This window comes from Rhodoferax saidenbachensis, from assembly GCF_031457975.1.
GTDB lineage: Bacteria > Pseudomonadota > Gammaproteobacteria > Burkholderiales > Burkholderiaceae_C > Allorhodoferax > Allorhodoferax saidenbachensis_A.
Window position 1 is genome coordinate 212,322 of the sequence record NZ_JAVDXO010000002.1, and the last position, 14,674, is coordinate 226,995.

Annotated in this window: 11 protein-coding genes; 10 read left to right on the forward strand and 1 reads right to left on the reverse strand. The window is 59.8% G+C overall.

Features of this window, described 5'->3' with window-relative positions; all coding sequences use genetic code 11:
• The first annotated feature begins 57 nt into the window (after positions 1-57).
• The 10 genes from xylF to J2X15_RS05200 all read left to right on the forward strand — a co-directional run bounded on the left by xylF (position 58) and on the right by J2X15_RS05200 (position 13,065).
• Entirely contained in the window at positions 58-1,077 is a 1,020-nt protein-coding gene (gene xylF / locus J2X15_RS05155; RefSeq protein WP_310340011.1) for a D-xylose ABC transporter substrate-binding protein, read from the forward strand.
• Between the two features lie 141 nt (positions 1,078-1,218).
• Complete coding sequence (locus tag J2X15_RS05160; RefSeq protein WP_310341222.1) at positions 1,219-2,355, forward strand: sugar ABC transporter permease; 1,137 nt, start codon at positions 1,219-1,221, stop codon at positions 2,353-2,355.
• Entirely contained in the window at positions 2,352-3,131 is a 780-nt protein-coding gene (locus tag J2X15_RS05165) for an ATP-binding cassette domain-containing protein (RefSeq protein WP_310340013.1), read from the forward strand. Before J2X15_RS05160 ends, J2X15_RS05165 begins: the two co-directional genes overlap by 4 nt.
• A gap of 25 nt (positions 3,132-3,156) precedes the next feature.
• Entirely contained in the window at positions 3,157-4,335 is a 1,179-nt protein-coding gene (locus J2X15_RS05170; RefSeq protein ID WP_310340015.1) for an ROK family transcriptional regulator, read from the forward strand.
• Positions 4,336-4,337: 2 nt separating this feature from the next.
• Entirely contained in the window at positions 4,338-5,786 is a 1,449-nt protein-coding gene (xylB, locus tag J2X15_RS05175) for a xylulokinase (RefSeq protein WP_310340016.1), read from the forward strand.
• 73 nt (positions 5,787-5,859) lie between these two features.
• The gene (gene xylA / locus J2X15_RS05180; protein WP_310340017.1) at positions 5,860-7,173 is read left to right on the forward strand and encodes a xylose isomerase; all 1,314 of its coding nucleotides are present in this window, start codon (positions 5,860-5,862) and stop codon (positions 7,171-7,173) included.
• A gap of 341 nt (positions 7,174-7,514) precedes the next feature.
• Positions 7,515-9,320 (forward strand): TOL_0244 family TonB-dependent receptor, encoded by a 1,806-nt coding sequence (locus J2X15_RS05185; RefSeq protein ID WP_310340019.1) that lies wholly within the window; start codon positions 7,515-7,517, stop codon positions 9,318-9,320.
• A 24-nt stretch (positions 9,321-9,344) separates the two neighbouring features.
• On the forward strand, positions 9,345-9,947 hold the full coding sequence (locus tag J2X15_RS05190; RefSeq protein ID WP_310340020.1) for a TOL_0243 family YfiR-like periplasmic protein: 603 nt from the start codon (positions 9,345-9,347) through the stop codon (positions 9,945-9,947).
• On the forward strand, positions 9,944-11,983 hold the full coding sequence (locus tag J2X15_RS05195) for a sensor histidine kinase, YfiR-like protein-associated (RefSeq protein ID WP_310340021.1): 2,040 nt from the start codon (positions 9,944-9,946) through the stop codon (positions 11,981-11,983). The genes J2X15_RS05190 and J2X15_RS05195 overlap by 4 nt, the downstream gene beginning before the upstream one ends.
• Positions 11,980-13,065: an HD domain-containing phosphohydrolase gene (locus J2X15_RS05200; RefSeq protein WP_310340023.1), complete on the forward strand. Its 1,086-nt coding sequence runs from the start codon at positions 11,980-11,982 to the stop codon at positions 13,063-13,065. Before J2X15_RS05195 ends, J2X15_RS05200 begins: the two co-directional genes overlap by 4 nt.
• Positions 13,066-13,147: 82 nt before the next feature.
• Here the strand turns inward: J2X15_RS05200 and J2X15_RS05205 are convergent, their stop codons facing one another.
• Complete coding sequence (locus tag J2X15_RS05205) at positions 13,148-14,674, reverse strand: CoA-acylating methylmalonate-semialdehyde dehydrogenase (protein WP_310340025.1); 1,527 nt, start codon at positions 14,672-14,674, stop codon at positions 13,148-13,150.

Here is a 14,674-nt window from a genome sequence, read left to right on the forward strand (position 1 = left end):
CTGAAGAGCTTTTCCAAAACCATAGGCCTGACACAGGCCAAATCACCGGAGACATTGATGAAACTGAAGACAACACTGACCGCCCTGGCGCTGAGCCTGGCTGCCGCTGGCGCGTTTGCCCAAGTCGTGGGCGTGAGCTGGTCCAACTTCCAGGAAGAGCGCTGGAAAACCGACGAAGCCGCCATCAAGGCCCAGCTGGCCAAAGACGGCGCCAGCTACATCAGCGCCGACGCTGGTGGTTCCCCCGAGAAGCAACTGGCCGACATCGACAGCCTGATCGCCAAGGGCGCCAAAGCCCTGATCATCCTGGCCATGGACAAGGACGCGATTCTCCCCGCCGTGAACAAGGCCAACCAACAAAAGATTCCCGTGGTGGCCTATGACCGCCTGATCGAAGCGCCCGGCGTGTTCTACATCACCTTCGACAACGTGGAAGTAGGCCGCATGCAGGCCCGCGCCATTTTGGCGGCCAAACCCAAGGGCAACTACGTGATGATCAAGGGCTCGCCCACCGATCCGAACGCCAACTTCCTGCGCGGTGGTCAGCAAGAAATCATTGATGCCGCCGTCAAGAAGGGCGACATCAAAATCGTGGGCGAGGAATACACCGACGGCTGGAAGCCCGAAGTCGCCCAAAAGAACATGGAGCAAATCATCACCAAAACCGGCGGCAAGATTGACGCCGTGGTGGCCTCCAACGACGGTACCGCCGGTGGCGTGGTGGCTGCGTTGACCGCCAAGGGCATCAAAGGTATTCCCGTATCCGGCCAGGACGGTGACCACGCCGCGCTGAACCGCGTGGCTCTGGGCAGCCAGACCGTGTCGGTCTGGAAAGATGCACGCGACCTGGGCCGTGACGCAGCGGCTGCAGCCGTCGTGCTGGCCAAGGGCCAAAAAGTGGCTGCCGCCCAAACCTGGAGTGGTGGCGAGAAGAAAGTGGCCCTGCAGGCCCAGTTTCTCAAGCCCGTGCCTGTGACCGCTGCCAACCTGGACCTCGTGGTCAAGGCCGGCTGGATCAAGAAAGAAGACCTGTGCAAGGGTGTGGACGCCGCCAAAGGCCCCGCAGCTTGCAAATAAATCGCGTTTTCCTTTGAGTTAGTTGAAGCCCTTGAACCGCGGGCTGGGGTCGGCCCGCGGTTTTTTTATGTCCTGCGGAGAACGCATGTGAATCCCGTTTTGAATTCGCTCAAACAGGCCGCCATCGACTGGCGCCTGGTGATGATGGGCACGGTATTGGCAGCCATTGCCATCGTGTTCAACATCCTGTCCGGCGGACTGTTTATGTCCCCCGAAAACCTCTACAACATTGCGCAACAAACGGCCGTGGTCGGCATTGTGGCCACCGTCGTCGTGCTCATCATCGTCGCCCGCCACATCGACCTCTCAGTGGGTTCCGTTATGGGCTTTGTGGGAGTGCTGATTGCCACCCTGATGTACACCGCTGGCTGGCACTGGGTGTCGGCCTCGCTGGTAGGCTTGGCCGTGGCCATTGCCGTGTCGCTGTACCAGGGAGCGCTGACCGCCAAGCTGGGTGTGCCCTCTTTCGTGGTCACGCTGGGCGGCCTGATGTCATTTCGCGGCGCCGCCTTTTTGGTGGCCGATGGCAAGACCCAACCTGTGAACGACGCATTTTTTCAGCGCCTGGGTGGAGGTTTTGACGGCGCCATCGGCGTGAGCGCCAGCTGGATGCTGGCTGGCGTGATCGTGCTGGCCCTCATGGTGCAAATGTGGGCCAAGCGCCGCGCCAAAGCGTCGTACGACGTACCCAACAACCCGCTGTGGCTGGACACCGCCATCGTGCTGGTGCCCGTGGTCATCGTGCTGGCCTTTGTGGCCTCCATGAACAGCTACCAAATCATGAATAAGGACGTGCCCCAGGGCGTGCCGATTCCCGTGCTGATCTGGGGTGCTGTGGCCCTGGTGTTGTCCTTCATCGTGCACCGCACGCGCTTTGGCCGCTATGTGTTCGCCATGGGCGGCAACCCCGAGGCCGCCGCGCTGGTGGGCATTCCCGTGCGCCGCGTCACGCTCATGCTGTTTGCGCTGATGGGTGTGCTCATCACCATCGCCGCCATGGTGTCCATTGCCCGCCTGAACGCCGGCACCAACTCGCTGGGCACCAGCATGGAGCTGTATGTGATTGCCGCCGCAGTCATCGGCGGCACCGCACTGGCCGGTGGCAGTGGCTCGATTCTGGGCTCTGTATTGGGCGCCCTCATCATGCAAAGCATTGACAGCGGCATGCTGCTGCTCGATGTGTCCATTGGTGTGCGCTACGTGATCATCGGCCAGGTGCTGATAGCCGCGGTGGTGTTTGACGTGATTTACCGCCGCCTGACAGGAGACACCGTATGAGCGCCGTGAACGAAAAACAGGCGCTGGTCGACATGCGCAACATTGGCAAGTCCTTTGGTGGCGTGCATGCGGTGGACGACGTGAGCATCAAGCTCTACCCTGGTGAAGTGGTGGCCCTGCTGGGCCACAACGGCGCAGGCAAGTCCACGCTGATGAAAATGCTGGCCGGGGCCTACCCCATCGACAGCGGCGAGGTGCTGATCAGCGGCGAAAAAGCCCACATCCGCACGCCCGTCGATGCGCAACGCTGTGGTATCGAATCCATCTACCAAACCCTGGCGCTGGCGGACAACCTGGACGCCGTGGCCAACCTGTTTTTGGGCCGCGAGCTGCTGACCCGCTGGAACACGCTGGACGACCACCGCATGGACGCCGACGCCCGCAAGGTGTTCCACCGCCTGAACAAGAACTTCAAGAACGTGCGCACACCGGTGCGCCGCCTCTCGGGCGGTCAGCGCCAAGTGGTGGCGATTTCGCGGGCGATTTACTTCAACGCCAAGATCCTCATCATGGACGAGCCCACGGCAGCCTTGGGGCCGGAGGAAACCGCGATGGTGGGCAACCTGGTGCGCCAGCTCAAGGCCGATGGCGTGGGCATTTTCCTGATCACCCATGACATGCCCGACGTGTTTGGACTCAGCGACCGCCTGGCCGTGATGAAAAACGGCAAATTAGTAGGTACTTACCGCACGACAGACGTGGTGGAAGACGAAGTTCTTGGCATGATCATCGCTGGCAAACAACCCGAGGGCAAAGCGCAGACCCACCACCTGTGAGGCACAGCGCGCCAGCCATCCCACCATGAAAACCACCGGCGACCAACAACTTGTCAAACGTATCAACCGCAGCGTGTTGCTGCGGCTGCTGCGCAGCCAGGGCGGGCTCTCCCGCGCCCAACTGGCCAACGAGAGCGGACTGACCAAGTCCACGGTCAGTCTATTGGTGCGGGAGCTGATCGACGAAGGCTGGCTCACTGAAAACGACGTGACTGCGGCCCAAGGCCTGGGTCGCCCCTCCACACCGCTGCAGATTGACGGTCGCACCCGCGGCATGATCGGCGTGGAAGTGGCGGTGGAAGCCCTGCGCGTGGTGGGCGTGTCCCTCACCGGCCAGGTGCTGTGCGCACTCGAGGAGCCGCTGACCGGCACCCAGGTGGAAGACGTGTGCCGCCAGGTAGCACGCTTGGTAGCCCGCACCCGCACACAGCTCAAGCGGCGCAGCGTGCAGCTCTCTGGCGTGGGCGTGGGCTTGCCCGGTGCGTTTGACGAAGCCACCGGCATGCTGCGCTTTGCGCCCAACCTGGGTTGGCGCAATGTGGACTTTGTGCCCCTGATCACCAAGGCCCTGGCCCAGGCCGGTATGCCGCCGGTGCCCGTGCATGTGCAGAACGAAGCCGACACCGCGGCGCTGAGTGAATACGAATTCTCCGAAGGCGATGCCAAAGACTCGCTGATCTTTGTGACCTGCGGCGCCGGTGTGGGCGCGGGCATTGTGCTCAACGACCGCCTGTTCACCGGCATCCAGGGCATGGCCGGCGAAATCGGCCACAGCATTTTGCAGATTGACGGGCCGCTGTGCTCCTGTGGTCGCAAGGGCTGTGCTGAAACGTTTTTTGGCGCGCGCACCCTGAGCAAGCTCAAGCAACCCGCCCAGGGCGGCCACTACCTGGGCGTGGTGCTGCAAAACCTGTGGACCACCTTCAACCCCAGTGCGCTGGTGGTGGGTGGCCCTTCGTGTGAACAGTACCCTGGCATTGTGGAAGTGGCCAAGGCCACGCTGCAAAGCTATGCAGCCAGCGCCGGCATGGCCGCGCCAGCGGTGCGCACCGCGCGCTACGGGCTGCTGGCGTCCGCCGTGGGTGCCGCCGCCCTGGTACTGCACCACGACCTGCGCCCCATGCACACCCGCTCCCCCGCGTCGGTGGCCCAGCCCAGCGACGCGACCGACCCGATTTCCTCTACCACCACTGAAACTGCATAACCATGTTTATCGGCATTGACATCGGCACCTCCGAAGTGAAGGCGTTGCTCCTAGCCCCTGACCACACCGTGGTTGGCTCGGCCGGCACTGCGCTCACGGTGCAGCGCCCGCACCCCGGCCACAGCGAACAGAACCCGCAAGACTGGTGGGCTGCCACGCAGTCTGCCTTGGCACAGCTGCGCGCCGCACACCCGAAGGAATATGCGGCCGTGCAGGCCATTGGCCTGTCGGGCCAGATGCATGGCGCCGTGCTGCTGGACGCGCAGGACCAAGTGTTGCGCCCCGCCATTTTGTGGAACGACACACGCTGCGCCCTGGAATGCACCGAAATGATGGCCGAGCTGCCCACACTGACCGACCTGGCCGGCAGCCTGGCCATGCCAGGCTTTACCGCGCCCAAGCTGCGCTGGGTGGCCAAGCACGAGCCCGCCATCTTTGCGCAAGTGGCCAAGGTGCTGTTGCCCAAAGACTATGTGCGCCTGAAGCTGACTGGCGAGTACGTAAGTGACATGTCCGATGCCAGTGGCACGCTGTGGCTGGACGTGCAAAAGCGCACCTGGTCGGACGCGCTGCTGGCGCTGACCGGCCTGACGCAGGCGCACATGCCGCGCCTGGTGGAAGGCAGCGCGCCCGGCGGCTACTTGAAAGCCGATGTGGCCGACGCCCTGGGCCTACCCAAGGGCATCGTGGTGGCCGGTGGCGCCGGTGACAACGCGGCCAGCGCCGTGGGCATGGGCGCGGTGGATGCGGGCCAGGGCTTTTTGTCGCTGGGCACCAGTGGCGTGCTGTTTGTCGTCACCCCCAGCTACCAACCCAACGCCGCCAGTGCCACGCATGCGTTTTGCCACGCCGTACCCGGCCGCTGGCACCAGATGAGCGTGATGCTCTCGGCCGCCAGCAGCCTGCAGTGGGTGACCGACCTGCTGGGTGCGCCCAACGCCGGTGTGGTGGCAGGCAAGGCGGCCGACCTATCGCTGGCCGACCGTGCCACGTCGCCCCTGTTTCTGCCCTACCTGGGCGGTGAGCGCACCCCGCACAACGATGCGAATGTGCGCGGCAGCTTTCACCAACTGAGCTTTGACACCGACGCCGCCCGCCTGGGCTTCGCTGTGATCGAAGGCGTGACCTTTGGCCTGAAAGACGGCCTGGCCGCGCTGAATGCTGCTGGCAGCAGCGTGAAACGCCTGTCTCTGGTAGGCGGTGGTGCACGCAGTGCCTTCTGGGCGCAGCAACTCGCCAGCGCGCTGGATGCCGAGGTGGTGACGCATGGCAGCTCCGCCGTGGGCGGCGCCCTGGGTGCCGCGCGCCTGGGCTGGCTGGCCACCGGTGCCGCGCAAAGCAGCGTGTGCCTGAGCCCCGAGGTGGAAGCGAGCTACCGCCCCGACGCCGCCGAACAAGAGCTGCTGGCTACGCGTTACGCGACCTTCCGCAGCCTGTACCAACGCACCTGAAACACCACGCCCTCCGGGGCGGACAACCGATTATTTAATTCGATCACACAACTAAGCAACCCAAGGACGCACCATGAGCCACTACTTTTCCACCGTCTCCCCCATCGCCTACGAAGGCCCTACTTCCGACAACCCACTGTCCTTCAAGTGGTATGACAAAGACCGCATCGTGCTGGGCAAGCGCATGGAAGAGCAGCTGCGCTTTGCCGTCTGCTACTGGCACAGCTTCTGCTGGAACGGCCTGGACCCGTTTGGCGGCGACACCTTCCAGCGCCCCTGGCAGCACATGGCCGACCCCATGGCTGCGGCCAAGGCCAAGGCGGATGTGGCGTTTGAATTCTTCAGCAAGCTGGGTGCGCCCTACTACTGCTTCCATGACCGCGACGTGGCTCCCGAAGGCGCCACCCCACGCGACAGCGTGAACAACCTGCGCGAGATGGTGGACGTGCTGGCGGCCAAGCAGGCCCAAACCGGCATGAAGCTGCTGTGGGGCACGGCCAACCTGTTCAGCCACCGCCGTTTCATGTCGGGCGCGGCCACCAACCCCAACCCCGAAATTTTTGCGCTGGGCGCGCTGCAGGTGAAGGAAGCCATGGACGCCACGCTGAAGCTGGGCGGTGCCAACTATGTGCTGTGGGGCGGCCGCGAAGGCTACGAAACCCTGCTGAACACCCGCATCGGCCACGAGCTGGACCAGATGGGCCGCTTCCTGAACATGGTGGTGGAATACAAACACAAGATCGGCTTCAAGGGCACCATCCTGCTCGAACCCAAGCCGCGTGAACCCTCCAAGCACCAGTACGACTTTGACAGCGCCACGGTGTATGGCTTCCTGTGCCGCTACGGCCTGGAGAAGGAAATCAAAGTCAACATCGAGGCCAACCACGCCACGCTGGCCGGCCACAGCTTCGAGCACGAAATCGCCACCGCGGTGGACCTGGGCATCTTCGGCTCCATCGACATGAACCGCGGCGACATGCAGTGCGCGTGGGACACCGACCAGTTCCCCAACAGCATCCCCGAGACCGCGCTGGCCATGTACACCATCATGCAAGGTGGCGGCTTCGTCAACGGCGGCGTGAACTTTGACGCCAAGGTGCGCCGCCAGTCCATCGACCCCGAAGACATGTTCCATGGCCACATTGGCGGCATGGACGTGACGGCCCGCGCGCTGCTGATCGCCGAAAAAATGATCGCTGACGGCAAGCTGGCCAAGCTGGTGGACGACCGCTACGCGGGCTGGAAGGCACCCTTGGGCCAAAGCCTGCTGGACGGCAAGATGAGCCTGGAGGCAGTTGCCGCCCATGTAGTGGACCGCAACACCGACACGATGCCCGTGTCGGGCCGTCAAGAGCATCTGGAGAACTTGCTGAACTCGTACATCTAAGCTTTGACTCGCGAGAGTAGCAGTACGCCGCCCCAAAGCGACAATGGGCAACGGTGGATTCAAAGTCACATTGCAGGCATTAAAGGCAGCAAATGGCGGGCACAAAAAACTGTTGTATGGGCAATAAAACTGCCCTACACTGATTCCGTGCCTTAACACCAAATCGCTGCGAGGCGATGCCTGAGATCCAAGAGCAAAACACGAAAAAGGACTGGCAGGCATCTAACACATTGCTATAGGGAGGGGCTATGCATGTATGTTTGTTGCCGCGTACGCTCCTCCTATGTCTTGCCTGTCAATTTGGACTCTGCGCGCAGGCAGCGTCGGTAAATTCTAAAAATTTGGCCGATCTTAGTTTTGAGGAATTGGCGAACCTTGAAATTACGTCGGTCTCCAAACGGGCGCAACGGCTTTCCGACGCCGCGGCCTCTATATTTGTCATCACGTCTGAAGACATCCGGCGTTCTGGGGTAACCAGCCTGCCTGAGGCATTGCGTCTTGCTCCCAATTTGCAAGTCGCCCAAAGTAGCGCGACTGCGTATGCCATCAGTGCGCGCGGCATGAACAACAACACAGCCAACAAGCTCTTGGTCATGATTGACGGGCGTTCGGTCTATACGCCACTGTATTCAGGTGTGTTCTGGGATGTGCAGGATGTCGTATTGGAAGACGTGGAGCGGATAGAGGTCATCAGCGGGCCGGGCGGTACCCTGTGGGGAGCCAACGCCGTCAACGGCGTCATCAATATCATCACGCGCTCGGCCAAGGACAGCGAAGGAGGCTTGATCACGGCCGGAGCCGGCAATCGAGAATCCGGCAGCACCGTCCGATATGGCGGTTCCCTGGGGACGGAAGGCAGTTACCGCATCTATGCCAAATATTTTGACCGCAGAGCGACTGAGAAGCTCAGTGGTAGCTCAAAGGCCGACGGTTGGTACAAGTCCCAGGTTGGATTTCGTGCGGACTGGGAACTCCCCACGGACAACATCATGCTGCAGGGCAATGCTTACAACGGGTCCGAGGCACAACTGAGTGCAAACCCAGTCAGTGTTTCAGGATTCAATGTAACAAGCCGATGGGAGCACGCGCTGTCCGCAGACTCCAGTCTGTCGGTGCAAGCCTACTTTGACAGAACCGAACGCACCATTCCTTTGGTATTTGGTGAACACCTGGACATTGTTGATCTGCAGATTCAGCATTCGTTGGTGATGGCAAATGCGCACACGATCAGTTGGGGCTTAGGGTACCGATTGGCGGAGGATCGTGTTAGCAACACCCCGGGGTTTGGCTTCTTGCCTGCCAACGTCGATCAACACTGGTCCAACATGTTTGTGCAAGATGAAGTAAGCCTTACCCGCGACTTGCAACTGACCGTTGGTGCCCGTGTCGAACGTAACGACTACACCGGCAACGAGTGGTTGCCCAACGCCCGTTTGGCTTGGAAATTCGCACCAGAACATTTGCTGTGGACCGCGGTCTCGCGCACGGTGCGAGCCCCGTCGCGGCTGGATGTCGACACCTATGTACCCGCCACACCACCGTTTCAACTGGCAGGTGGCCCCAGTTTTGTATCCGAAGTGGCCAAAGTGGTGGAGCTGGGCTATCGGGGACAACTTAGTCAATCCATGTCGCTGTCTGCAACCGTTTTTCGCGCGGACTACGACAACCTGCGCACACTCGAACTGGGCCCGAGCGGGACTTTCGTTACGCTAGGCAATGGCATGCAGGGCGTTGTCCAAGGTGTCGAAATGTGGGGGACTTACAAGGCGTCTGATACGTGGCGCATCAGTGCGGGCATGACCGCCATGAGCGAAGACCTGCAAGTCAAGGCGGGCAGTACCGATACGACATCGGTGAACGCCCAGGCTGGCCTTGACCCACGGCAGCGCTGGATGTTTAAGTCTTCTTGGGATTTGTCAGGTGGCAGTGAATTGGATTGCATTGTGCGCAGTGTTTCCGCGCTTGCAAATCCGGATGTTCCAGCGTATGTGGCGCTGGACCTGCGGTATGCGTGGAAGCCGCGCTCTGGCCTGGAATTTTCCGTAACCGGGAAGAACCTTGGCGGGAGTCACGGCGAGTTTGCAAACGCTTCGACACGTGCGGAATTGGCTACAGCGGTATTTTTCAAAATGGTCGCCCGGTTCTGAATCGCAATCTGAAGGGCAGTCAACATGCTTGATCCCACGACGAACGGTTTGAAATCCGCTGACTGCAGCACCTCACGTCGCTCTTTGCTTGCGCGCGCAATAGCGTCTCTGGCGCTGGGGCATTGGGATGCCGGCTCCGCGCAAACCGAGTCATTGCTGGCTGAGTACAAGGTCAAGGCTGCTTATATTTATAAGTTTGCAAGCTACGTTCAATGGCCGACCACAACTTGGGATGCCCCCGAGACGCCTATGGTGATTGGGCTGCTCGGCGCGGACCTTCTAGCCGACGAACTAACGCAAATGGTGACGGATCGACGCGTAGACAACCACCCACTGCATGTGCGCAAGTTGCGTCGGGGCGATCCCTTGATGGGTGTGCACATCTTGTTCATGGGGCGTGGTGAAAGTTCCACCGCGCACGCTGTGTTGGCATCAGCACGTGGCAAGCCGGTGTTAACGGTGACGGAATCCGAACCCGACTTCGCCGCCGGCAGCATCGTCAACTTCGTCGTCCTAGACAACAAAATTCGTTTCGATGTGGCTCCACGGCAGGGGGAGTTGGCTAACCTGAAGATCAGCGCCAGATTGCTCACCGTCGCACGCAAAGTCATAGGAGAGACCTCGTGAGCTTGGTAGCACTCAATTCGCTTCGCACCAAGTTCTTGGCGGCCATGCTGCTAACAACGCTCGTTGCAGTCATGGCGGCAGTTGTTGCGATGATTACTTATGACTTGAACCTCTATAGCGAAAGCTGGATTTCCGACATGGACACGCAGGCCGAACTGCTAGGACAGACTGCGGCGCCTGCCCTGGAGTTTGATGATCGCACCTTGGCATCGGAGAATTTGAACCTGCTGCGATTGCGGCCACAGATACGTTCAGCCGCCATCTACACAGCACGCGGTGTGCAGTTCGCCAGCTACCGCGCAAATACTGCGGGCACCGATGCCCCAAAACTCCCCGGACCCGATGGTGTCAATGTGGATGGCAGTTCCCTTGCAATCTTCAAACCCATTTTGAAAAATGGTGAAATTCTGGGCAAGGTCTATATCCGCGCCGACTACTCCCTATACGACCGGATGTTGGGGTACACAGGTATTGCAGCAGTGGCCGCATGCGTTGCCATGCTGATTGCGTATCTGATTTCTACGATGCTGCGCAACGTTGTGATACGCCCCATTCTGTCGATCAATGAGGTAGCACGCGAGGTTGAGCAAAAAAGAGACTATTCACTGCGCGCAATCAAGAGCAGTGAAGATGAGGTCGGACATTTGGCCGATTCATTCAATAACATGTTGGCCGAGATTGAGCGGCGCGCCAACGACAACCGGCAGGCAACCCAGGCCCTTGCCCAAGAAGTGGCCGAGCGCAAGCGCAGCGAGGATGAAGTCGTCCAATTAAATACGCAACTGGAGGAGAGAGTTGCCAAAAGAACCCAGCAATTGGAGGCCATCAACCAGGAGTTAACCATCGCACGCAACGATGCGGACAACGCCAATCACGCCAAGTCCGAATTCCTTTCGCGCATGAGTCACGAGTTGCGCACCCCGTTGAATGCGATCCTCGGCTTTGGTGACATTCTTGTATCCGACAAGATCGCGTCGTCACCGCAACAAAAGTCTGAATTTACCCAGCAGATATTGAAAGCGGGTCGGCATTTGTTGGCGTTGATCAACGAGATACTGGACCTGGCCCATGTTGAATCAGGCAAATTGACGCTTTCCATCGAGACGGTTCATGTGGCCGATGTTCTGGCGGAATGCCAGGCCATCATGGAGCCACTGGGCCACCAGAGTGGAATCCGGCTGATGTTTCCTGAAGATCATGGATTGAATGCGCTTGCCGACCACATGCGAGTCAAGCAGGTCATGCTCAACTTGTTGTCCAACGCCATCAAGTACAACCGCCAAGGTGGCGCTGTTGTCGTAGATGTGGCAAGTCTAGGACAGGATCGCTTGCGCATCTCGGTGCAAGACACAGGTATTGGATTGCAGCCGACTCAGGTGGAAGGGCTTTTTCAAGCCTTCAATCGCCTGGGCCAGGAAAATGGAGCCGTTGTGGGCACTGGCATCGGTTTGGTCTTGACCAAACGATTGGTGGAATTAATGAACGGAAGAATCGGCGTGAGCAGCACGCCGGGGATAGGAACTATATTTTGGGTCGAATTGCCTGCAGCTGCACCGACTGCGTCAGCGGTCGTCGAATCGAGCTATCAGGTTTCGACGTCGGTTCAACAACAGGAAACCGTCGTGCCGACCTTGCTCTACATCGAAGACAACCCCGCAAATTTGCGGTTGATTCAGGAAATACTCGGTTTTCGTACAGACCTGCGTTTGCTGTCTGCCCCAGACGGCAAACTCGGCCTGGACTTGGCATTTGCACATCTGCCCAACGTGGTTCTGCTAGACATCAATCTACCAGGGATGAATGGCTTTGAAATTCAAAAAACATTGCAGGCCGACCCGCGCACCGCTCAAATCCCCGTCATTGCACTGACCGCGAACGCCATGCAGCGTGAGGTGGAACGCGGCTTGTCCGCAGGATTTTTTCGCTACCTCACCAAACCCATCAACCTGGAAGAGTTCGCGGCGGCCATTGAGGCTGCACTCGACGCCAATCCCAAGCATCTACCAGGCCCCAAAAACAGGAGTAGTGCCACATGATCGCAATAAACGATATTTTCGAGGCCAAGTTATTGATCGTTGATGACCAGCCAGCCAATGTCATGTTGCTGCGGCACATTCTGGTGGGCTCAGGCTACAAGGCAGTATCCAGCACAACCAACCCACTGGAAGTTTGTGATCTACAAAAGAAAGAGCACTTTGATCTCATTTTGCTGGATCTGAACATGCCCCTAATGGACGGTTTTCAGGTCATGGCCGCACTCAAAGAAGAAGGTATCGACGACTATCTGTCTGTGCTTGTCTTGACGGCTCAACCGGACCACAAGTTGCGTGCGCTCGACGCGGGCGCGCGTGATTTTGTTTCCAAGCCTTTTGACAAAACCGAGGTTTTGACACGCATTCGCAATATGCTGGAGGTTCGCCTTTTGCACAAGGAATTGCACAAACACAACGAGTTCCTTGAACACCGTGTGCAGGAACGCACCGTGCAACTCCGAGAAAGCTATCGTGAAACGATTCATACACTGGCGAGTGCCGCAGAACACAAGGATTCGGACACCGGCCTGCATGTTCAACGCATCAGTTACTACTGTCGAGAGCTGGCAAGCCAGTTGGGTATGGATACCGAATTTTGCGATCAAATCTTTTATGCCAGCCCACTTCACGACGTTGGAAAAATAGCGGTGCCCGACCATATTTTGCAAAAACCCGGTACGTTTACCCCCGCAGAGTGGGAGATCATGAAAGGGCATGTGACTGCAGGCAACGATATCCTTATAGGGGGCCAATCGCCTTACCTCAAGATGGGGGCGAATATCGCGTTGAACCACCACGAGCGTTGGGATGGAGGGGGCTACCCCAGGGGTCTTGTTGGCGATGCCATTCCGTTGTCGGCCCGCATCATGAATATTTGCGATATTTACGATGCATTGCGCAGCGCGCGTCCCTACAAGGTGGCATTTGATCACGCGCTCGCAATGGACATCATTACTCGCGGAGATGGTCGCACGGTCCCCTCCCATTTCGATCCACAGATTCTTCAGTCCTTTACACGCAACGCGCATGTGTTTTGCGAGATCTTTGAAACCCGGGTGGTCGCTGAGCCACCCACATTGACCTGACACAAAAACAGCGGCGATTTGCAGCACTCCGAAAACACGAAGAACCTGGTTACCCCTCTATGGCAGTTGTGCGCCAGCAGACTCACTTGGCCGTCGGCATCACAAACTCGGCGCCCTTGCCAATGCTTTCGGGCCAGCGCTGCATGATGGACTTTTGCTTGGTATAGAAGCGCACGCCCTCTTCGCCATAGGCGTGCATATCGCCAAACAAACTCTTCTTCCAGCCGCCAAAACCATGCCAGGCCATGGGCACGGGAATCGGCACGTTGATGCCCACCATGCCCACCTGCACGCGGCGGCTGAATTCACGCGCCACATTGCCGTCGCGGGTGAAGCAGGCCACGCCGTTGCCGAACTCGTGGTCATTGATGAGCTGCAGCGCCTTGGCAAAGTCGGGCACGCGCACGCAAGCCAGCACGGGGCCGAAGATTTCCTCTTTGTAGATGCGCATATCGGGCGTCACGTGGTCAAACAGCGTGCCGCCCAGCCAGAAGCCTTGGCCGCAGCCCTCGCCCGCCTGCTTGCCATCAAAGCCGCGGCCGTCGGCCAGCAGCTTCGCGCCTTCTTGCACGCCCAGGTCGATATAGCCGCTGATGCGCGCATGCGCCGTGGGCGTGACGATGGGGCCCATCTCGGCGGCCAGGTTGGTGCCGTTGAGTACCTTGAGCGTCTTGGTGCGTTCCAGCAGCTTGGGAATGACCTTGTCGGCCACATCGCCCACCAGCACCGCCACACTGATGGCCATGCAACGCTCGCCGGCCGAGCCATAGCCCGCACCAATCAGGGCGTCCACCACTTGGTCCACGTCCGCATCGGGCATGACGACCATATGGTTCTTGGCGCCGCCGAGGGCCTGCACGCGCTTGCCATGGTGGGCGCCGGTCTCGTAGATGTAGTTAGCAATCGGCGTGGAGCCCACAAAGCTCACGGCCTTCACATCGGGGTGCACCAGCAGTGCGTCCACGGCTTCCTTGTCACCCTGCACCACGTTGAACACGCCATCGGGCAGGCCCGCTTGCTTGAGCAGCCCAGCCATGAAGAGGCTGGGCGACGGATCAATCGGGCTGGGCTTGAGCACAAAGGTGTTGCCCGCTGCAATGGCGACCGGGAACATCCACATGGGCACCATGACAGGGAAGTTGAACGGCGTGATGCCAGCCACCACACCCAGTGGCTGGCGCAGGGTCCAGTTGTCGATGCCGGTGGACACTTGGTCGGTGAAGTCACCCTTGAGCAACTGGGGAATGCCGCAGGCGAATTCCACAATGTCGATGCCGCGGGATACCTCGCCCTGCGCATCGGTGAACACCTTGCCGTGCTCAGCGGTGATGAGGTGGGCCAGTTCGTCCTTATGCAGGTTCAGCAGCTCCAGGAACTTGAACAGCACCCGCGCACGGCGGATGGGCGGTGTGTCCGACCATTTGGGGAACGCCGCTTGGGCAGATGCCACGGCAGCGTTCACGTCGGCCACATGGGCCAGCGCGACCGAGCCGGTGACCTTGCCGGTAGCGGGGTTGAAAACATCCTGGGCGCGCCCGCTGGTGCCAGGGGTGACCTGGCCGTGGATGTAGTGAGATATGGCGGTGACAGGGGAGGTAACTTGGGACAT